At 61.0% G+C, this 19,658-nt stretch carries 16 protein-coding genes and 1 pseudogene; 6 read left to right on the forward strand and 11 right to left on the reverse strand.

Translation table 11 applies throughout. From position 1 onward, the window contains the following. The first annotated feature begins 737 nt into the window (after positions 1–737). Positions 738–2,345 carry a hypothetical protein gene (locus JQ580_RS27820; protein ID WP_212283619.1) on the forward strand — a complete coding sequence of 536 codons (1,608 nt, stop codon included), beginning with the start codon at positions 738–740 and terminating at the stop codon, positions 2,343–2,345. Between the two features lie 297 nt (positions 2,346–2,642). Here the strand turns inward: JQ580_RS27820 and JQ580_RS27825 are convergent, their stop codons facing one another. The 3 genes from JQ580_RS27825 to JQ580_RS27835 are packed head-to-tail and all read right to left on the reverse strand — an operon-like array spanning position 2,643 to position 6,613. Next, positions 2,643–3,530, reverse strand: coding sequence for a 3'-5' exonuclease (locus JQ580_RS27825; protein ID WP_212283621.1), 888 nt, complete (start codon positions 3,528–3,530; stop codon positions 2,643–2,645). Positions 3,531–3,566: 36 nt separating this feature from the next. Then, on the reverse strand, positions 3,567–5,660 hold the full coding sequence (locus JQ580_RS27830; protein WP_212283623.1) for an AAA family ATPase: 2,094 nt from the start codon (positions 5,658–5,660) through the stop codon (positions 3,567–3,569). After that, positions 5,657–6,613, reverse strand: coding sequence for a hypothetical protein (locus JQ580_RS27835; protein ID WP_212283625.1), 957 nt, complete (start codon positions 6,611–6,613; stop codon positions 5,657–5,659). The genes JQ580_RS27830 and JQ580_RS27835 overlap by 4 nt, the downstream gene beginning before the upstream one ends. Before the next feature lie 125 nt (positions 6,614–6,738). Here JQ580_RS27835 and JQ580_RS27840 point away from each other — a divergent pair, with 125 nt between their 5' ends. After that, positions 6,739–6,996, forward strand: a complete 258-nt coding sequence (locus tag JQ580_RS27840; RefSeq protein WP_212283627.1) for a helix-turn-helix transcriptional regulator — start codon at positions 6,739–6,741, stop codon at positions 6,994–6,996. A 556-nt stretch (positions 6,997–7,552) separates the two neighbouring features. Here the strand turns inward: JQ580_RS27840 and JQ580_RS27845 are convergent. The 5 genes from JQ580_RS27845 to JQ580_RS27865 form a co-directional block, all read right to left on the reverse strand. After that, complete coding sequence (locus JQ580_RS27845) at positions 7,553–8,398, reverse strand: carbohydrate ABC transporter permease (protein ID WP_212283629.1); 846 nt, start codon at positions 8,396–8,398, stop codon at positions 7,553–7,555. Between the two features lies 1 nt (position 8,399). After that, a complete protein-coding gene (locus JQ580_RS27850) occupies positions 8,400–9,329 on the reverse strand; it encodes a carbohydrate ABC transporter permease (protein WP_212283631.1) in 930 nt (309 codons plus the stop codon). Positions 9,330–9,343: 14 nt separating this feature from the next. Further along, positions 9,344–10,372: an ABC transporter ATP-binding protein gene (locus tag JQ580_RS27855; protein WP_212283633.1), complete on the reverse strand. Its 1,029-nt coding sequence runs from the start codon at positions 10,370–10,372 to the stop codon at positions 9,344–9,346. Between the two features lie 117 nt (positions 10,373–10,489). Then, entirely contained in the window at positions 10,490–11,833 is a 1,344-nt protein-coding gene (locus JQ580_RS27860) for an ABC transporter substrate-binding protein (protein ID WP_212283635.1), read from the reverse strand. Positions 11,834–12,252: 419 nt separating this feature from the next. Further along, positions 12,253–14,607, reverse strand: coding sequence for a membrane-bound PQQ-dependent dehydrogenase, glucose/quinate/shikimate family (locus JQ580_RS27865; protein WP_249134475.1), 2,355 nt, complete (start codon positions 14,605–14,607; stop codon positions 12,253–12,255). A 311-nt stretch (positions 14,608–14,918) separates the two neighbouring features. Between JQ580_RS27865 and JQ580_RS34370 the strand changes: the two are divergent. Continuing rightward, positions 14,919–15,713: pseudogene (locus tag JQ580_RS34370) on the forward strand (YihY/virulence factor BrkB family protein). Positions 15,714–15,754: 41 nt separating this feature from the next. Next, complete coding sequence (locus tag JQ580_RS34155) at positions 15,755–16,060, forward strand: hypothetical protein (RefSeq protein WP_283813995.1); 306 nt, start codon at positions 15,755–15,757, stop codon at positions 16,058–16,060. Here JQ580_RS34155 and JQ580_RS27875 read toward each other — a convergent pair. The 3 genes from JQ580_RS27875 to JQ580_RS27885 form a co-directional block, all read right to left on the reverse strand. Further along, positions 15,997–17,061: a DUF2254 domain-containing protein gene (locus tag JQ580_RS27875; RefSeq protein ID WP_283813996.1), complete on the reverse strand. Its 1,065-nt coding sequence runs from the start codon at positions 17,059–17,061 to the stop codon at positions 15,997–15,999. The two genes, JQ580_RS34155 and JQ580_RS27875, sit on opposite strands and share 64 nt — an antisense overlap. 85 nt (positions 17,062–17,146) lie before the next feature. Next, positions 17,147–17,872 carry a PRC-barrel domain-containing protein gene (locus JQ580_RS27880; protein ID WP_212283641.1) on the reverse strand — a complete coding sequence of 242 codons (726 nt, stop codon included), beginning with the start codon at positions 17,870–17,872 and terminating at the stop codon, positions 17,147–17,149. Positions 17,873–17,947: 75 nt separating this feature from the next. Then, a complete protein-coding gene (locus JQ580_RS27885) occupies positions 17,948–18,367 on the reverse strand; it encodes a BA14K family protein (RefSeq protein WP_311982544.1) in 420 nt (139 codons plus the stop codon). Between the two features lie 234 nt (positions 18,368–18,601). On the opposite strand from JQ580_RS27885, the gene JQ580_RS27890 reads away from it, so the two are divergent. Together JQ580_RS27890 and JQ580_RS27895 are read left to right on the forward strand one after the other, a co-directional pair. Next, positions 18,602–18,982, forward strand: a complete 381-nt coding sequence (locus JQ580_RS27890) for a response regulator (protein WP_212283643.1) — start codon at positions 18,602–18,604, stop codon at positions 18,980–18,982. 220 nt (positions 18,983–19,202) lie between these two features. After that, positions 19,203–19,376: a DUF1328 domain-containing protein gene (locus JQ580_RS27895; protein ID WP_212283645.1), complete on the forward strand. Its 174-nt coding sequence runs from the start codon at positions 19,203–19,205 to the stop codon at positions 19,374–19,376. Positions 19,377–19,658: the final 282 nt, after the last annotated feature.

Genomic DNA, 19,658 nt, shown 5'->3' on the forward strand with positions numbered 1-19,658 from the left:
CGCGCATGCGCTGCAAGAGGTGTCCGGGCGGTGTCCGGATCGACCTCAAAATGGTCATCGGCCGAATAGGCGCACTTGGTTGCCGCCAGTCAGAAGGCTGTCGCTGCGGACGGCATTGAGACCGTGGTCCAGAGGTCAGAGCATCCGGGTGTTGACCGACACCAGGCTTCGAAGGCGACGCCGTCGATCCAGCCGCGAACAGCGGTTCCAATTTCGGCTCGACTGAGTGGTCCGGTGAGCTCATGGACTCGATCTTCCGGAGAGAGACCTATCGGCGGGCGGTTGGATAGTCGGGGGGTCTTGAGCTTAAAAATAAGGTCGCTGGCTGCAAGGCGCTTCGGCTTTTTCGACCGTAAGAGACCCGCTAACCTCGGGGGCGCAGATGGGTGGAGATCGACAAGGCTCCAGTGGACCACTTTGGCGGATCATCAGGTGCCGGCATTTGGAACTCGATCTAAGTTTTTGAATAAATCTGTTGTTGGTGCTAACCGGGGAGCCCGGGTTTCCCCGCCGCACGGGCTGCCTGTAATCCTTTGATCGCACTTCGTTTTTTGAGGGCTTCCGTCTAGCTTCTCCCATTGGGCCATTCGTGGACCTTACAAAGGCCATGGTGACGGCCGGGATGCCGCGCTTTTCGTTGTGCTCCTCGAATGAGGTGGATCCCGCCTTGCAGGCTGCCGGGTTACCGTTGCTCCGCGTCCGACAATAACGAGGGCGTCGGCGAAGTGAGCAGGGCGATGGACTACGCGGCACTAGTTCAAAGGACCGAGGAACTGATCGGCAGGCTGCCTGATCGCCAGGTTAGCGCCACGACGGGGAAGCGCTATCGCCGCACTCTCGCGAATATGTTGCGAGAGCCGGTCCTTGATCCTTTGTTGCCGGGCATCGCCAAGGGCACTTATTACTACCGTCGCGCTGCCATGTATTGGGCCAGCCGGTCGGTCTTGGTGCGCCTTTGCAGCGGCCTTGAGATAGCTCGCCTTCGCAACGATGTTGGCGCAGCCAGGTCGTGCGCTGCAGTCCTGGTTCGTCTCCTGAGCCGCATCGAGCCGGTGGTGGAAATCGATCCGCCGCTGGAGGAGGGCGCGGCGGCGTTGAAGTCGTCTGCATCGCGTTGGGAGGCGGCGAATGGCCCTCATCCTGTGCCCGGCGCAAACTCCAAGCTTCACGTGCTGGGAGAACTGCCGCCGGCGTGGGATGATACCGTCTGGCAAAAGGCACTTGAGACCTGGACCGATGCCTCGGACCTGGCGGATCTCGATGCCCTGGCGGTTCGACTGCTTGTGCCGGTTCGGTCGGAAGACATGATGCCCGGCGAGCGCGGCTCCGGATGGTCGGAAGGCGTGCTGGTGAAACGCCGTTCGGCACATCGCATCGACATCACGATCGCACCCGCCAAGTCCCACGGCGGCAAGTTCGGCACCGGCATCACGGTCGTGAAGATCAACCCCGCGGTGGCGGGAGGGGGAGCTTCCTACCTGGCGGAGCGATGTGACGGCGAAGGGCTAGTGGTCAGCCTCCACTCAAAGGACGCCAGCCGGAAAAAGTTGCTGAGACTGGGCAAGATCGCGTTGCCGGGCTGCCACGTCAACATCACGCCTTACGTGTTCCGCAATCAGGTCATCGCGGACTTAAAGGCGACCTTAGGGGCTGGCGTAGCCGTTGCGGCGGCTTGCGGGCACTGCACCGACCGAACACAGGCGAAATATGGCCGGGTACAGCATGGCCGCCGGCGGCGCGGGCTGATCGGGGTCGCGAGCGAGAAGGTGCCGCAAACCGGCAACGTCGCGCGCGCTGCGGAGGTCCGCAGGAAGATCAACGATGCGAAGAAGGCGACCGAGGCTGCCATTCTGGCCTCCAGAGACGCCGCGACCTTCGTATTGAGCTATCCCGCGCCTGTAGTCCAAAACCTTCCGGCCGAAACTCATGTCGGTTTGCCTAGCGCCACCCGATCAATTCCGGACAAACAGAATGAGGGCCCATTGGCAGGAGCCGAGCACCCGTTGATGCGTTTAATCATGGACCGCAATTCCAGCGTTCGGCCTCTGAAGTTGGTTGCTCCGTTAGAGCCAAAACAGATCCACCCCAATTTCAAATCCGACTGGGACGAGTTCGAATTCCCTCAGCCGTCGGCGCCCTCCGCGTCGGAAGAGATCGTACGTCGAAGGCATGCTGCCGAGCTGTGGGAAAACCATGTTGCAAGGAAATCCGACAGTCTTCTTCTGTGGCATTCCGCTCGTGACGGCGAATCGCGTGGCGAAGTTGATCGGCGCGGAAAGGGTGCACGACATCATCTGAAAGATTTTGAGGGGTCTCCACCTGCACCGGTGAAATTTTTCCGGTGAGAGCTGGAGCGACACCTGTAGCATCACTCCCAAGAGACCCACTGGTCTTCTTCAAGCCTTCGACCACGGGCGTGAACTTTAGTAGGGCAAATTCGTGTCAGAAAATTTGAGGAGGTTAAAAAATCTCGTTCTGACTTTCCCCCTCCGGGGCAGCTTCATCGTGACCGCAGCAACGCGGGCTTTGTGCAGCGCACGGGGCTAGTCTACGCATTGCCACCGGCTCCAGAGAGGTCCACTAAGTTACCCAGGAAATAAGTTGGTCGGCCCGACAGACTACAACTTGGCCGTTCTGCGCGCCTAGGCCCTGCATGAATATCGATCGATTGCGGTAAACTCTTGCCGGAGAATTTCAATCTCGAGCTGGTAGATTTCGCTCTTGAGGAAGCGCAGCTCGGCTCCCAACATTTCCTCTTCGATATCCTTGTACCAGGATTTCGGCCGCCCGTCGGTACCGTCGCTCCAATGATAGTTGCGGCGCTTGAGGGTATCCTTCAGTTCGAAGGGCGCCCCTTGTGCCCAGACCCGGACCGTCTTTCGCCGCGCGCGCTCGAGGAGGCCAGCCAGGACAGTTGTGGAGTTGTGCGATAGCTCCTGGGCCAGTAGAGTCATGAGGGCATGGCAGTCGTCGACCGCACGGTGCGCATCATAGAAGAAGCCGCACGCGGCCAGCAGGTGCTCGAGTTTGGCACTCGCGAAACCATGTTCTTTCCACGGGATGCCGCTCGACGAACAAGCCCACGGTTTGTGCACAAAGACTGGCCAAAATCTTTCCGCGAACTTTCGATCGAACGCTGAGTTATGTGCCAAAATTATGTGGGCCTCGGAACCGAAGCGATCGACTGCCAGGGGGTCGATCGCTCGGCCGGCAACCATTTCGTTGGTGATCCCAGTTAGTGCCGTGATCTCTGGAGTGATGGGCGACGACGGCTCCTGTAGACCTTGAAAGATGTCAATGATCCCCAAAATCCGATCGCTGGCGGAATAGGCGAACTTGATCATGGCCAGCTCGATGACCTCGTCCCGATTGGGATCGAGCCCCGTCGTCTCGACGTCGAGCACTATACCGATCTTCGCTCCGCCTTCAGAACTGTAGCCGGGGACGTGCGGCGCGATGCGGCGCAGCACCCTGTACTGTCCGGTTGCCTCCAGCTGCTTCGCTAGTGCCTCGCTGGCCTCGTTGTACATGGTCTTCCTTCGAGTGAGCCTCTCTCCAGTGGCAGGTTAATCAGCACAGGGGAGAGGCGGCTCGCGAGACAGGACGGCCGCCGTCTGTGCGAGCGGGTTGGCGGAGATGATTGCGGCGATCTCGACCTGATCGAGATAGCCCGCGACGAACAGGGCTTCCGCCAGCGCGTCAAGCGACCGGTCGTTCTGCTTAAGTAGACCCAGCGACTTGGCGTAGGAGCGCTTCAAGGTGTCGTTGGTTGCCGAACGGAGCGGCCCATTCATGAGCAGATGGGCGTCGGTGACTTGGTCCTCGCTGAGCGTCACGAGACCCGTATGTCCGTATCCATACGCACTCTCGATTCTCAGCGCCAAGCTCGTCGCGCGAGCCAAGTCGCATTCCGTTGACGTTCCGCCGGCGCCGGTCGTTGCCTCACCGAACTTGAGCTCTTCTGCGGCCCGCCCGGCCAGGATCGTCATGAGAAGTCTTTCGAGGTAATCGCGGGTTGGGAGCTGAAGCCTTGCCGGCGTACTCTGCGCAAAGCCACCGTCGCCGCCGATCGAGAGCGATTTCGGCATGGCGGTGCCGAGCGCCAGGTGCGCGATCGCGTGTCCGGCTTCGTGGTAGGCGATGCAAAGGCGAAGATCTCGCGGAAGCTCGGCCTTGCCACCGCGGACCACGCTAACAAGATCCTCCTCGGTGAGATCCCTGCCGGCCTTGCGCGCCGCTAGGCGGGCCATGCGAACCCACCTTTCGACGTCGGCACCGCTGTGACCGCGAGCGGCAAGTGCGGCTTCGCGCAGGTCTGAGCCGGCGCAATCGGAGCGGAGGTGCGTTCTGAAAATGCCGATTAATGCCGCCACGTCAGGCAGTTCGATTCTGATATGATGATCGAGGCGTCCGGCCCTGACAAGCGCAGGATCGAGACGATTGGGATCGTTACAGGAGGCGCAGACGAAGACGCCCTCCACCCGCTCGAAGCCCTGCATGCACTCGAGCAACGTCGCAACGATTGCATTCCACCAAGAGTTGTCTTTCGTAGTTCCACGCGCGGGGATGGCGTCACATTCGTCGATGTAAATGATAGTAGGGCGCCGCTGAAATGCTTCCGCGAACGTTGCACGGATGCTGGAGGTCACGTCCCCAAGGTGACCGGTTTTGTGTGCCTGCCACTGCGCGTAGCTTGTGGCAATGAAGTGAACGTTGGGCAGCTCGCGCGCCAGCGAGCGCATCAGCGAGGTCTTCCCGGTGCCGGGAGGACCGGACACCAATAGGCCATGCGGACATTCACTCCACGGACGCGTTCCAGCGAGGTATGCCCTCATCGAATCGACCACGTCCATGCAGTAGTTCTTCGCGTCGCCCAAGCCCGAAAGTTCGGAAAGCGGGGTCACATCGTCTGAGATTTCGGGCTCGACGAGGCGTCGCAGACGTTCGAGCGAGCGTTCGGCGCCGATCTCGTCGTTCACGGCGATCGCGAGGTCATTGATGGTCGCACGGGCGGCGATCGAGGCGTCGACGACGACGGGCCGCGTGCCGGTGACGGCTTCTATCACCTCGGCGAGGACAACGGCATCGATGGCTGGAACTATGACACGATGCTCGGCGAGCCGGAGCAAGCTCTTGGGCAAATTGCCGAACGGCGTCCCTATTCCGATGGTCGCGCAGCGCAAGCGCATCGCGATTGCGAGGGCTTCATTGTCTTCCTTGGAGGAGGTCTTCGATTTCGTGGGCTCCGTGAATACGACCGCGGATCCTCCCGCTCGAGTCACATGGCTGCGGTCGTCGAGGTCGTCGCCGTCTATCAGGGGCGTGTCGTTCGCAAGCAAAAGTCGTAAGAAGCGACGCACCGGCTGCACCAAACTCGGGTGGGGCACCTGGATGACGATGACGGCGTCTGGATCCAGCATTCCGGCCAGCGCGTCGCGTGAGGTCTCGAAGGCGCGGCCGAGGAGGACGGCGGCGGTGGCAAGCTCGGGGCTGCAGGACCTCGCGCGAGGAGCCTGGTCGCCTCCGTCATATGAGGCGATTTCATCGTCTTCGTCCAGAATCGGCCGTGGCAGCCCCGAAAATCCTGTGCCGCCGCGAGCTCGGTCGATGAATACTTGCTGCAGGGGCCTCTTCGACGCGGCGATTGTACGCAGGTTCATTCCGGCACCCCGCACGTCGGCGCCTTCGTCTCGACCGCGAGCCAGCTCTTCTCGTCGATATGCTCACCGGAGAGCAACTTGGCAGCGAAAGCGCCGCTACGACAGTGGAAACCGACGTTCAACTTCATCTTGTCCGGATGCCGGCTGGCCGGACCGACCCACTTCGCGGCCACAAGGAGATCGCGGCGTCGCCGGTTGTCGTACGACAAATCGCTCCGCGTACGTCGCGCGTAGTCGGCGCCCGGCATGACGTAGAAGCGATCGTTCCAGCCGTAACCAACAGAATCCAAATTCCGGCAGTCCAGTCGATATTGAATGCCCTTCTGAGGAACGAGCGTCATCTCTTCTTGCGTCATCGCAACCATTTCGTCGCGATCCGTCGTCACGGAAAGGCGCAGGCGCAACGTAGGTGGATTTCTGCGTGCGATCTCGATCCGCGTGAAGCCGGCCAAAAACAGCAGCGTTTCGGCGTGGGCAACCAACTGCTCGAGATCGTCTAAAATGCCAAGCCCCCGGCCCATAGGGAGATCCGAATTGGCGAGAGGAATGTTGAGGCTGGTACAGATGCTGATCAGCCTGGCTTCTACATAGGGCGCGGTGACCTTGTCGAACGTGGCGCCCTCGGCGATGACGACGTAGATCAGAGTGGTCGCGCTGAGAGCTTTGCCAAGGCGTTCTCCAAACCTTCGCTCGCCGTCGCCATGACCGATGTAGGTCTCCTGCTGGCTGGCCGGCGAGGGGTCGTCGATCACATAAACGACGTAGTCCCAAGGCCTCACGCGCTCTTTGAGGCGTGCGAGCTCGGAGAATGGCAGGACCAGAACGGACAACCTGGAACCGAATGACTTGACCAGACGGATCCCGCTCGCGCTGCCATCGATAAAGACGGTCGTGGCCGTGAAGCCGCGCCCGGGGGCGTTCGTCGGGGCCGCGATGAGGTCAGATTGCGTCACTTGCAGGTCTCGCATACATATCCCATATGAGATATATCCCATATGGGACATGCGCGCAAGAGCGCTACTGTCGTCCTCGTCGCGATCCGGTGTATGGTTAACCGTTTTTCGATTCGGAGCCCACGGTGGCCGGCGACAAGATACCCTCAGGGCGGATGATTCGCGCTGCCCGCGCGCTTGTCGGTATGGAGCAGCTCGATCTCGCGCGCGAGATCGGTGTCGATCGGCGTACGGTGTCGCGACTAGAGGCGGATACGGAAATTCCGGTCAATCCGTTGAAGATCGCGACGTTTCGGAAGATGCGCAACGCGCTCGAGGAGCGCGGTGTCGTGTTCCTCTATGGAAGCAAATCCCACGGCGAAGGGGTGGCGCTCAAGAACTGACCGTCCGCATCTGAGGCTTCACCACGATTAGCTTCTCGAACCAATGCAGATCGACGACTTGCCTGACGCGCTCCCGATCGGCTGACGGCACGATGACTTTCCGTCCGGTGCTCGCCACGGCGTAGTGCCGGGTTGGCTGGCATCGCTCCCGTGCCCCAAGAGGGCTGCGATGGTAGAGAGCGCTTCGAGACGTCGGCATCGGTCTCTTTTGCGAAGAGGTAAATCTTCCAGGCGGCGACCGGGGGGCGACAGGTATTGTAGAGCCTCGGCAGTCGGGGCATCAGGCCATGGTTTTCCCCAGAAACTGCCGATCGTGTTACAATCGCTGATAGCGGCTGCTGAGTGCAACACTCAAGGTAGATGTCGTCAAGGTCTGCGCGTCGAGCGCGCCGGGTGTAATGCGGATCGGCGTGCGCTGGAATCCCAGAATCGACCTTGCCCACGCACGAGAGCGTACGCGTGCAGATCCGCCGAAAGCGCAAGGAACTCCCCGGGACCGGCGGGGGATCGGCACCACTTCGGCTCAAGCCCAAAGTCCGTACCTGATGAGGTCAGCTTACTTGACGGCTCCCCCCGTGATACCTGCGATGAAGCGATCGAGAAAGAGATTGTAAGCGATAGCCACCGGCACCGCGGCGATCAGGGCGCCAGCCATGATCTCACCCCAGAAGAACACGTCTCCGCGGATTAAGTCGGTCGAGACGCCCAACGTGATCGGCTTTTGGTCGGATGACGAGACGAAGGTCAGCGCGTAGACAAACTCCTGAAGCGTCAGGGTGAACGTAAAGATCACCACCGTCAAAATTGCCGGCACCGACAGCGGGATCGCCATCTTGATGAAGGCGCCGAAAAGGCTGCAGCCGTCGACGATTGCGGCTTCCTCGATCTCGACCGGCAGCGCCTTGAAGAATCCCATCAACAGCCAGGAGCAGAATGGGATCGTGAACGTCGGGTAGACCAACACCAGCGACCACATCGAGTTTTGCAGACCGAGGACGGCGATGATCCGCGACAATGGCAGGAACAACAGGGTCGGCGGCACCAGGTAGGTCAGGAAGATCATGATGCCGAGAGCTTCGCCCTTTCTGCTGGTCATGCGGGCAAGGCTGTATCCGGCGGGAACCGCGGTGACCAGTGTGATCGCGGTGACGCAGAGGCCGATGACCAGCGAATTCAGCAGCCAGCGCGTGAACAAGGTCTGCTCGAACAGGTATTTGATGTGCTCGAGCGTCGGCGGCTCGTTGAACCAGAAAGGGGTGTTGGTGATGTCGTAAAGGTCGCTGTTCTGCTTGAAAGCCGTGATCACCATCCAATAGAACGGAAACGCAGCCAGGATCACGAAGAATGTGACACCTAGGAAGAAACCAGTTTCGCGGAGCGAGCGAGAAACGGGGGACGACATGTCAGATCTCCCAGCGACGAATGAAGCGCAGCATGAAGATCACAACGACGAGCAGCACCGGCAGCATGAACAGCGAGATGGCCGCACCGTGGGACACGTCGCCGGAGACGATGCCGGTCTGAAAGCCCGCAAATCCCAGCACCGACGTCGCGCCGCCGGGACCGCCCATGGTCAGCAAAAACACGATGGAAAGATCGGTGAACGTGAACACGATGCCGAAGATCAGGCCGATGGCCATGATCGGTAGGATCATCGGCAGGATGATCTGGTAGTTGCGGCGCCAGAAGCCCGCACCATCGACCGTTGCCGCGTCGATCACGTCCTGCGGAACCGCGGTGATGCCGGCGAGGAAGATCACGATCGCAAATGGAAAGAAGCGCCAGGCGTTGATGATGACAATGCACAGCATCGCAAGGTAGGGATCGCCGAGCCAGTTCGGCGCATCTTCGCGCGTCAGGAAGCCAGCCGCAATGAGGCTCCAGTTGATCACGCTGTAGAGCGAATCGAACATCCATTGCCAGGCGATCGTGGCGAGCGCGACCGGCACCGCAAAGGGCAGAATAATCAGCGCCCGCACGATCTTGCGACCCCGAAAGGGTCGCAATAGCAAGAACGCGCCGAACTTTCCGAGCACGAGGCCGAGCAATTGCGACCCGAACGTAAAGATGAACGTGTTGCGCAACGTGTCGAGGAAAGTTGGATCCTGCAGAATTTGCTCGAAATTGGCCAGTCCGACGAACTTCCAGGTCGGGTTATAGATCGTGTAGGCGCTGAGCGAGTAGTAGATCGCGAGTAGAAGCGGAAGACCGACGAGCAGCAGGACGTACAGGATCGCCGGCGCGACCAAAATCGTTTCAAGCACTTCGCGGCGATCGAGTACGAAGTGAAAGCGCGAAACCGGCTTGGCAATGGGCTCTGCAATGACGGCCATCAGCTGTCCCCGGTTCAGTGGCGAGTGTTGCGATTGCCGCCGGCGTCGAAATGACGCAAGGCGCTGTTTTTCACCGCGAACCGATGCCACTCCCCGGGATGAATGCTTGCTTCGGCGACGTGGGCTGGCGGCAACTTCGCCGTGATTGGTTGGCTGGAATCGAAATCAGCGATCACACCGTAAACGATGCGCTCGGACCCGAGATATTCGGAGCGGTCGACGCGAAACGAGAATTCGGTCGCGCCGCCATCTTCAATCATGTTCCTGGGCAGGAAATTCTCCGGCCTGAAACCCAAATAGCCGCCGCCGTTGTGCGTCACGACGTTCATCGGCGGCGCGCCGACAAAGGTCGCGACGAAAAGGTCGGCTGGATCTTCGTAGATTTCGGTTGGCGTGCCCACCTGCCTGATACGTCCATGGTCGATGACCGCAATGCGGTCGCCCATGCCCATCGCTTCGACCTGGTCGTGGGTCACGTAGACGGTCGTAAGGCCAACGCTCTGCTGGAAGTTCTTGATTTCCTGCCGAGCCAGGGTGCGCAATTTGGCATCGAGATTGGACAGCGGCTCATCGAGCAGAAGCGCAGTCGGCTCGCGAACGAGCGCGCGCGCAAGCGCAACGCGCTGGCGCTCGCCGCCGGAGAGCTGACGCGGCCGCCGGTCGAGAAGATGGCCGATGCCAAGAAGCCGCGAGGCCCAATCGACCTTCTTCTGGATTTCCTCGCGGGGCACCCGCTGCGTCCGCAACGGAAACGCAATGTTGTTGCGGACGGTGTAGTGCGGATAGAGACCATAGCTCTGAAACATCATCGCAACGCCGCGAGCGCGCGGCGGGATGTCGTTGACGACGTGGCCGCCGATCAGGAGATCGCCGCTCGTCTGTTGCTCGAGGCCGCAGATGATGCGCAGAAACGTCGTTTTGCCGCAGCCCGAAGGGCCGAGCAGCACCATGAACTCGCCATCCGGCACCGTGAGCGAGATGCCGTTGACGGCAGGCACCTCGCCGAATTTCTTGACGATATCCCTAGTCAATACCGCAGCCATCGAACCTCCTGAGATCAATGCACTGCGCTCCGCCGTCGATCTTGCGGCGGAGCGCCAGTCCGACAGGCAGCAACCGTTGGGGTGTCCGGCCCGCGCGAGCGCGGTCCGGACCCCGCCTCAGGTTTTGCCGTGCCACTTGGTGAAGATCGCCTCGGACTGCTGGTGCGCCCATTTGACGGCGTCCTCGGCCGACATCTGACCGGTCGCGGCCTTCGACATCATGTCGCAGATGACGAAGTCGTTGTAGACCTCGTCGACGGCAGGCCATGACGGACCGGGATATCCTGGGGACGCCGACCACTGTCCGGAATCCTGCAGCACGGCAAGCTTGTCATTCGGCGTCGAGGTCGGATCGTTCGACAGAATCGGCATCGGCTTCGGCACGAGGTTGGCGAAGCAGGGATTGTTGTACCCCTCGCTCGCCTTGAACGCTTCCGGCCAGTGATCGGCGTAGTATTTTAGGAACTCGATTGCGCCTTCCTTGTTCTTGGCAAACGTCCAGATGCCGTAGAACTCGGACGCGCCGCCCATGATCTGGCGTACCGGCCCCTTCGGAGGGGCCATCACGAAGGTGTCGACGGCGCCCTTCTTGTTGGCCTTCTGGAAGGTACGGTAGGCCGAAATCGGGTTGACGATCAGCGAGCCGACGCCCGACACGAGATATCGGTTGTTGCTGGAGTCGTCCCACGACAGCACTTCCGGCGTCATCGCCTCCTTGTATAGCGCCGAGACATATTTGACGGCTTCGACCGTCTCCTTGCTGTTGAGCACGACGCTCTTGCCATCGGCGTCCTGAAGCGCGCCGCCATAGCTCCACAGCAGGCCGCGCCAGGTCGTATTCGGGTCGTTGCTGTGCCCGAGCGAAATGCCGACCGGATGACCCTTGGCTTTCAGCTTGGCGCCGCCCGTACGCACGTTGTCCCACGTGTCCGGCTTCACTCCGATCTCGTCCCACATGCTCTTGCGATACATGATGGGGAAGTTGATGTAGAAATCGGGGAACGCAGACCAGGTCTTGTCGTCCTGGTTGTAGCCGATCTGCCGCCCGATCGTGCTGACCTTGCCGTACTGTTTCTCCGTCGCCTCGACGAGGCTCGTCACGTCGACGAGGAACTTGCGGTAGAGGTGCGCGCCGCCCGCGCCGTTCCAGCCGAACAGATCGTGGCCCGATTGTGCGGAGGCCTCGGCGGCGGCGCGCGCGGCGACGTTGCCGACCGGGATGTGATCGACGGTGACCTCGACGTGGTGTTTCTCTCCCCAGTCCTTTGCGAACGCATCGAACCATTTGTCGTACTCGGGGACGAAATGGCTCCACTGCACGATGGAAAGGGATTTGGTGTCGGCAAGCGCGCGGGAGACGAACGGCGCAGATACCGACGGCACCGATGCGGCGGCAAGGGTAAGACCGGTGTGTTGCAGGAAACGGCGTCGTGTGACGCGCAAATACTTGCCCGTGCTCATCTGGACTCCTCCTGTGTGTGCGTCGCCAGTTGGAGAAGGCTTATCCAGAGAGGGATGAGTCTAGCTCTACCTGGGATCTTTGCTTTTGGTTCACTATAGTCCTAAGGCGCCAAGGGTCTTTTCGACATTCGGTGGATTAGTATGTTGCCGTACAAGCTTTTCTTGTCGCAGGCGGTAGTCGCCGACTTTGACGAACCGGCGAACTGGCGCGATCTCATGGCCTGAGTTGTTGCCGGCACGCTGTGTTACCCTCGTCGCAGCGGTGGCGAGTGCACTGAGTAACGTTGGTCTTCCATTCCCGCCAGCTCGGACCGGACGTTTGAAGGGCGACGCAACGGCTGCGACAACATGCGAAGTCCGTTCCGTTCTTGGTGACTTGCATACCAACACTTCCCAAGGCTGCCTCTGCTCGTCAGGAGTCAGCGGCCGGTGCTCGGCAACGAGTAGGCGATCAAGGAATCGCCGATCGGCGTCTCCATGAAATGATGACCGCCGGCCATGATGACGAGATATTCGCGGCCGCCGGCCTCGTAGGTGATCGGCGTGGCCTGGCCCCCGGCAGGTAGCACGTCCTTCCAGACAGTTTTTCCGGTTTTGATATCGATTGCTCTGATGAGATTGTCGGTCGTCGCTGCGACGAAGATCAGCCCGCCGGCAGTCACGACGGCGCCTCCATTATTAGGCGTTCCAATCGTGATCGGCAGCATCGACGGGATCCCGAAGGGTCCATTCGTCCGCGCTTCTCCCAAAGGGCGATCCCACAACGTCTTGCCGGTCTTCAGGTCGATGGCGCGAATCCCGCCATAGGGCGGCTGCTTGCACAACAACCCGGTGCCGGGCAGTCGCCAGCCCGCATTGACGTTGATGGCGTAGGGGGAGCCGAGCTGCGGATCGCCCGCGCCTTCCTGCCCGCCGATTTCGCCGCGCGCCTGGTCGCGCGGCGCCCAGCCGAGACGGTTGGCCTCGTCGCGCGGCACCAGGCGATTGTAGTTCGGCATGTCGTTGTAGTTCGCGACGATGACCTGGCGAACGGGATCGACGGCGATGCCGCCCCAATCGGAGCCGCCATTGTAGCCGGGATATTCGATCCAGTGCGGGCTGGCGGTGGGCGGTGTGAAGATGCCCTTGTAGCTTGCCCGACGAAACTGGATGCGGCAGATCATCTGATCGATCGGCGACATGCCCCACATGTCCTGCTCGGTGAGGTCGGCCTTCCGCAGCGTGTGGTACAGCGAGAATGGCTGGGTCTTTGCACGCTGCGCCGGCTCGACGCCGCCTTGCGGGACTGGCCTCTCCTCGACGCCGACCAGCGGCTTGCCGGTGCGCCGGTCGAGCACGAAAATGTCGCCGCGCTTGCTCGGCAGCACGAGCGCGGGCACCGGCGCGCCGTTGTCGGTCGGGAAGTCGACCAGAGTGGCTTGAGAGCCGAGGTCGTAGTCCCAGACGTCATTGTGCACGGTCTGGAAGTGCCAGGCGGGCTTACCGGTGGTGACATCGAGCGCCACCAGAGACGTGGCGAACTCTTTTTCGCGGTCCGAGCGGCTGCTGCTCCAATAGTCGACGGCCGAGACGCCGAGCGGCAGATAGACGAGCCCCAGCTCCTCGTCGCCGGAGGCGGTCGTCCACATGTTGGGCGTGCCCCTGGTATAGGTCTGTCCCACCGGCGGCGGTGCGTCTGCATCGGGCTTGACCAAGTCCCAGGCCCAGCGCAAGGCGCCGGTTTGTGCATCATATCCCTGGATCACACCCGACGGCGCGTCCCGCTTTTGGCCGTCGAGCACTTCGTGCCCGATGACGATGACGCCGCGGACGATGGTCGGCGCCGACGTGATCGCAAACATGCCGGGGTCGTGTCGGCCAACGCCCGTCGCAGTGTCGACCTGTCCGTCATAGCCGAACGTCTGGCAGCGCTTGCCGGTCTTCGCATCGATCGCGATGAGGCGTGCATCGAGCGTGCCTTCGATGATGCGCTGAGCGCAGGCGGCGCTCTGATCGGCATTCGGAAGCGCGTAATAGGCGAGACCCCGGCAAGCCGCTGTGTACGGAATGAATTCGTCCGGGACGCGCGGGTCAAATCGCCAGATCTGCTTGCCGCTCTTGGCATCGACAGCAAGAACGAGGTTCTTGGGGGTGCAGACGTAGAGGGTATCGCCCACCTTGAGCGGCGTGTTCTCCGCGCCGTAGGTGCCTTTCGTGGTCTTTGTCGGCAGGTCGCCGGTATGGAAGGTCCAGACCTTGGTGAGCTTGGCGACGTTGGTCGTATTGATCTGGTCGAGCGGCGAATAGCGGCGTGCGCTGTAGCTGCCGCCATAGGCAGGCCAATCCGCGCCCGCCTTCAGAGGCGAAGGATCGGGCATCGCGTTTGTCGGCGACGGCACCACGGACGGTGCGGCGCTTGCCGGCCTGAAAGCCCCCGTCATCAACAAAGTGGTAGCCACCAACAAGAGCAATCCGACCACGATAGTCACCGCAGGTTCATATTGGTGGCGGATCGGGCGAAGCTTCGGGGTGAGAGCCAGCACGAAGATCAGTAACACACCCGGACCGACCGTCCGTGGGACCAGCGCCCACCCGTTGGCGCCAACTTCCCAGAACGCCCATGCGAGGGTGAGCAGGAAGAGGAGAAGGTAAAGCCATGCGCCTTCGACGCGCCGGCGGGCCAACAGAACACCCGAGACGATCAGCATGAGTCCGCTGGGCAGATAATAGAACGACCCCCCCAACCACAGCAGCCACGCGCCGCCGGCCCCGAGTACGAAGCCGATGAGGATCATGACGCCTCCGAGAACGAATGCTGCCCAGTCTGCTGCGCGATACGTCTGAGCCATGCCGGTACCCATGCTTCTGCTGAAGAACTAAGGCGAGCCCAAATACCTTGGTTCCTCAACAAGTGAGTACGTTTGCGAACCATGACGAAGGCACTTGGCGTGTTGCTCGGTGCCTTGGAACCTGCGCAGCGACGGGAGGTTCTCCATCATTCCTTCAGGCTTAGCGGCTGGCAACGGACGTGATCAGAAGCGGTACCAATGCTGAACCACTGAACGGGGGTAGCCGCAGCCCTCTGCGCAGGTTCATCACCATCGCAATGGCCTTTTGGGTCAGGCTAGGTGTTCACAACATTTCGGTCCTGTCCGCCGCCGTTGTCTTCTATTCCTTTCTCTCGATCTTCCCCGCCATAGCCGCGCTTGTGTCACTCTATGGGCTCGTCGCCGACACCAACGACATCGTGCGGCAGCTCAACGCGCTCCAAGCGATCCTGCCGGGGGAAGCGACGGCACTCATTTCAGAGCGATTGAAGGCTCTCGTGCAGAACACGCGTCCCCCTTTTCGGCGTCGGGCTGATGGTGAGTGTGGGTATTTCGATCTGGAGTGCGCGCTACGCGACTGGCACGCTCATGACTGCCTTGAACGTGACCTACGCGGTCCCGGAGGGGAGGGGATTGGTTCTCTTCAATGCTGTTGCTCTGTCGCTGACCGTGGCGTTGATTGTGCTCGCCGGTGGGGCCGTGATCCTGATCGCGGTGCTTCCCTCCTACTCAGCTACCTGCCAATACCGACTGGCTCGCAGGCTGCTGCGATGTGGATACGATGGCCGCTGCTCGTGGGCATAATCATCGCAATCATTGCTCTGCTCTACCGTTACGCACCCAATCGCACTGAACCAAGATGGGACCTTGTTTCGGCCGGCGGGCTTCTGGCTACGACCGGATTGATTGCTGGTTCATACGCCTTCTCGGAGTATGTGAGCACGTTCGCCGCCTATCAGAAGACCTACGGCTCGCTCGGCCGTTGCCGTGTTCATGACGTGGCTCTGGGTCGCGGCCTATTCCATATTGGCGGGGGCCGAGCTCAACTCCGAGATCGGGAGCCGGTCGGCTGAGCGACAGCCTTTGGCGCATCGTCGCCCCCCAAAGGAAAGACATGTTCAGTGAATTGCCCCATCGGGCCTGCACGGACCACGAGAGCAAACGCGTGATGTCGGCGCTCGACGTCCCCCCTGTCGCCGGCGGCGGCAATCGTTCGACGCGCGTCCGCGAGGACGAGGTCGGCGTGGTGCGAGAGAGCAAGGAGCCGGGCAGGATCGCGTTCGCAGCTCGCGACCTCGGTCATGACTTCGATCATTCGGATCGATACTGCCGGTTGCGCGCCGGCGCTTTGCCGGATCATGTGAAATATGGTGCCGAGCAATTGACCATATTGCACACGCGGCACGACCAGGACCGCTGACTTCCCCTGATCGCCACGCCTGTCGGGAGGTGCAAAGGCACGAGATCGCACAGCGCCGCTCCCAGTCGGTCCAGAACCGCGAGAGCGGTGTGCGGGTCGTTGATGCCGGGAGAGAGTGCCCTGACCGCGACCTCGACGAGTTGCCGGACGGCGAAGCGCAAATCGGTCGAAGCGCTGCTGCTGCCGCCGAGCGCTGTCGCATTTTGAATCGCCACCTCGGCACCATCGACGGGAGGAGTGACCAACGCGACAGTTGCTCCAGGGAAAACATAATCGCCAGGCCCGACCAGCAGCCGAATGCTGGCGCGATGCTTGGCCGACCAGGTGGCCAGACCCTCGTCGTCGAGATGCTGCAGATAGCCGCGCCGGGAATCTCTCAGAGGCAGCGAGCCGATCCAGTACTCTTCCGGCGGAGGTTTAGGTTGCGGATCCTGGGTCGTCAGCCGTTGTATCGCGGAGCCGAGGTCTTCACTGACGAGTTCGATCACCGTTTCCACATTGATCCGACCGGCGACGTGGCCGACGAAATAGACGAGTATCGCGACACAGGCGAACGCGAGCACGATGCCGACGCTCAACGCCAGATGGGGGACAAAGCCACCCTCGGGCTCGGTCCGAATGCTTCTCAGCACGACCAGAGCGTAACAGAACGTGCCAAGCAACATCTCAAGTGTCAGTTGATTGCCACGGTCGCAGGTGAAATTGCGCAGGAGCCGTGGCCCCATCTGGCCGGCGGCCAAGGACAAGGCAGCAATGGTAATCGTAAATACGGTGCCAGCGACGCCGATTGTCGCGCCGGCAACGGTGCCGAGCAGGGTGCGGCCGCCGGTCGCGCCTCCGTCGTAAAGCCAATCCTGCAGCGTCGAGAGTGCGGCGGCTTCGGTACGGTCGAGATGAACAGCAAGGAAAGCCACGAGCAGACTGGAAAGCACCACGAGCATGGGCACCAGCCAGAACGTCTCGCCCAGATCGGTCAAAAATTTCTCGGCACGGGCCAACATTATTTAAGCCGCATAAAGGAGGCGAGCTTGGAAGAAATAGCGCAAGGGCGGTGCGGTTCCGCCAAACCGCTCCGCCCTCAGAAGATCAGCTATTGCTGGGGTATTTGAACTCAGGCGCCGACTTCAGCTGGTCCGCCGTCGTGTCCATGGTGGCGGTCCACTTCTTGGCTGCATGATCAAACTTCAAATTGATCGCCGACGGCCGCACCGCGACGTAGTGATCGCCGATGCCCAGGAATCCTCCCACTGAGAGGATATAGCCGTCAATGCCTTTCTCATTGAGCGCGACATCCTTGATGGTGCCGATGTCCTGTTTGGCGTTGTTGTACACCTGCAGGCCCATCAATTGCGAGCTCAGTCCATCCTTCGCTGGCACCGACGTGAAGGCTCCGCCGGGGCCGGCTGCAGTCGCGTTGGTGCTATTGCCTGATGCGTTTGCGTTCGAAGTACTCTTCTGCGCGTTCGCGCCGACCGTTTTCACCTCAGCGAAGGTGCTTGGGCCGACGAACATCGTCACCGGATTTCCCGACCGATCTCTGGCCTCGACCAGGAACGACTGCGGCCGTACCTTGACGTCCGTGAAGCCTGCCTGTTGCAAGTCGTTGACCATCTGCTGCCGAACGCTTTCCTGGGTCCCATCAGACGGCGTGCCGGCTTTGTTTGCGGGGCTGCTGTCGCCGCGTTGGTCCGCGGGCTGATTCTGGCCCGAACCATGGTCTGCTGGGCCGGTCGTCTGCGGAGCGTTTTGCGCCAACGCAACGGATGATGCGCCGGCAAGGAATGCGGCGGTCAGTAATGACGCTGCCTTCATCTGTGGATCTCCTGTGCTCATGTTTCCGTAGTTGTGACACCCCGAACGGCCGTCGCCGCCGGGGTGGCGTCTGATCTAGGGACAAGGATGCCTGATGCCATCGTAACCCATGTAGGTACCCGAGCTCGGGTCATAGGATTTGTATCGCTGAGAGCAGTAGGCGTTGTTCTCGGCTGCCTGCGCCCGGCTGTTGGCGACGGCGCTTCCGATCGCCGCACCTGCCACGAAGCCACCTACCGTCGGACCCCAGCCGCGGCTGTAGCGGTGCCGGTATCCGTCCCGCCAGTGATGACGATGCCAACCGTGATGATAGCCAGGCCTCCATTGGACCTCCACCAGCCTCGCGTCGTCGTTAGCAATTCTGCTCGCGGCCACCATCGGCGCGGCGTGCGCTGAAGCTCCAAGTGGCATCGCGAGAGCGAGCGCAGCGGCCGCAACGCACAATCTGCTTGAATTCGAGCGCTTAGTCTTCATCAGCTTTCTCCCTTGCTGCATTCCACCAATGGAGAATGCGCAAGCAGCGACGGCGTTGCAGAGACACTTGGTACAGAAGGGTACTCGCGGCTGAGGACAGCCGTACTCTGACGCGATCTCCGGTGCGTTTCTGGGGGGCGTCCGGCAACGGACATAGTTTGTGCTCAACAATCAGGCCTTGAATTGATCATTGCGGCATCATCGATACGATGATCCCCGCTCTCGCAAAGCCTGCCGCAAGTCATTGGAGGCCCAATGAAGATTGCCGTTATGGAAGACGAATATTTCATTGCTGACGATCTCGCCGTCGAGATCCGGCGTAGCGGCCATGAGCCCGTTGGCCCATTTTCCGAGCTAAGCGCCGCTTTCCAAGCAGCGAGTAGCGCAGCTATCGATGCGGCGCTGCTCGACATCGACCTGCAGGGAGAAGCTTCGCTCGGAATCGCAGATATTCTTCTCAAGAGGAGCGTCCCTTTTCTGATTTACACCGGCTACAGCCGCGAAATCATACCGAGCCGGCTTGCACTCTACGTAGTCGAGAAGCCGATTCGTATCCGCGAAGTGGTTGATCGCCTATGTCGCGACGCGCTGACGCACGGCTCGCCGCAAACTCCGGCAGCGCCAGGACCGCCTTAGAGGTCTGCCACACCAGCGGCCGACTTCTCGTTGCGCGCGGATTCGGCGGAGTTTGGGTACGCATGCGCACCGACAAACCGTCGAAATATTGTGCCGGACTCGGAACGCCCCAAGCTCACGACGATTGCTGCATAGGCAAGATCGGAGCGCATGAAAGTGGATGGGCTTTCGAACCTAACTTGCCCTGCCTCATCTGTAAGGAAAGCAGTAGGAGCCTGGCATGCTGAAGTGGGCGTTGATCTTTTTTGTCATATCGATCATAGCCGGACTGCTCGGCTTCAGCGGCATCGCTGCCGGTGCATCCACGATTGCCAAGTGGCTGTTTTTCGCGGCCGTAGCGATCTTCGTGGTTTTCGTCATCCTGGCCTTTTTGGCAGGGGAAGTCATTCTATAGCTGTTACCAGCGAAGGCATTCCTCATCGCCAATGAGGCGGGAGAAAGGCGCTCGGCCTGCATTGCGTGCGGGTGCCAGAGAAGCAGCTCGCGGCGGTATACCTCCGAGCTGCCGACATCAAGATCGTCTCCGCGTTTGCGCTTCAAGAGAAATAGTACGCAAGTGCCAGAACGACATAGACGCCAATAAGCAGCAGGCCTTCGAACCAGGTGGTCTCGGCGTCTCTCGTGATTGAATTTACGATGAACGCAGTGCCCGCGATCGAAAACAGGTCGACCGGGT

The sequence above is a fragment of the Bradyrhizobium sp. SZCCT0148 genome (assembly GCF_018129985.1).
Taxonomy (GTDB): Bacteria; Pseudomonadota; Alphaproteobacteria; order Rhizobiales; family Xanthobacteraceae; genus Bradyrhizobium; species Bradyrhizobium japonicum_H.

Excerpts from the sequence above, each read along its gene's own strand:
- JQ580_RS27860 (WP_212283635.1), bottom strand. The coding sequence starts at position 11,833 with ATGAGCACGGGCAAGTATTTGCGCGTCACACGACGCCGTTTCCTGCAA.
- JQ580_RS27875 (WP_283813996.1), bottom strand. The coding sequence starts at position 17,061 with ATGTTGGCCCGTGCCGAGAAATTTTTGACCGATCTGGGCGAGACGTTC.
- JQ580_RS27820 (WP_212283619.1), top strand. The coding sequence starts at position 738 with ATGGACTACGCGGCACTAGTTCAAAGGACCGAGGAACTGATCGGCAGG.
- JQ580_RS27890 (WP_212283643.1), top strand. The coding sequence starts at position 18,602 with ATGAAGATTGCCGTTATGGAAGACGAATATTTCATTGCTGACGATCTC.
- JQ580_RS27830 (WP_212283623.1), bottom strand. The coding sequence starts at position 5,660 with ATGAACCTGCGTACAATCGCCGCGTCGAAGAGGCCCCTGCAGCAAGTA.
- JQ580_RS27895 (WP_212283645.1), top strand. The coding sequence starts at position 19,203 with ATGCTGAAGTGGGCGTTGATCTTTTTTGTCATATCGATCATAGCCGGA.
- JQ580_RS27865 (WP_249134475.1), bottom strand. The coding sequence starts at position 14,607 with ATGATCCTCATCGGCTTCGTACTCGGGGCCGGCGGCGCGTGGCTGCTG.
- JQ580_RS27850 (WP_212283631.1), bottom strand. The coding sequence starts at position 9,329 with ATGGCCGTCATTGCAGAGCCCATTGCCAAGCCGGTTTCGCGCTTTCAC.
- JQ580_RS27825 (WP_212283621.1), bottom strand. The coding sequence starts at position 3,530 with ATGTACAACGAGGCCAGCGAGGCACTAGCGAAGCAGCTGGAGGCAACC.
- JQ580_RS27885 (WP_311982544.1), bottom strand. The coding sequence starts at position 18,367 with ATGCAGCAAGGGAGAAAGCTGATGAAGACTAAGCGCTCGAATTCAAGC.
- JQ580_RS34155 (WP_283813995.1), top strand. The coding sequence starts at position 15,755 with ATGTTCAGTGAATTGCCCCATCGGGCCTGCACGGACCACGAGAGCAAA.
- JQ580_RS27845 (WP_212283629.1), bottom strand. The coding sequence starts at position 8,398 with ATGTCGTCCCCCGTTTCTCGCTCGCTCCGCGAAACTGGTTTCTTCCTA.
- JQ580_RS27880 (WP_212283641.1), bottom strand. The coding sequence starts at position 17,872 with ATGAAGGCAGCGTCATTACTGACCGCCGCATTCCTTGCCGGCGCATCA.
- JQ580_RS27855 (WP_212283633.1), bottom strand. The coding sequence starts at position 10,372 with ATGGCTGCGGTATTGACTAGGGATATCGTCAAGAAATTCGGCGAGGTG.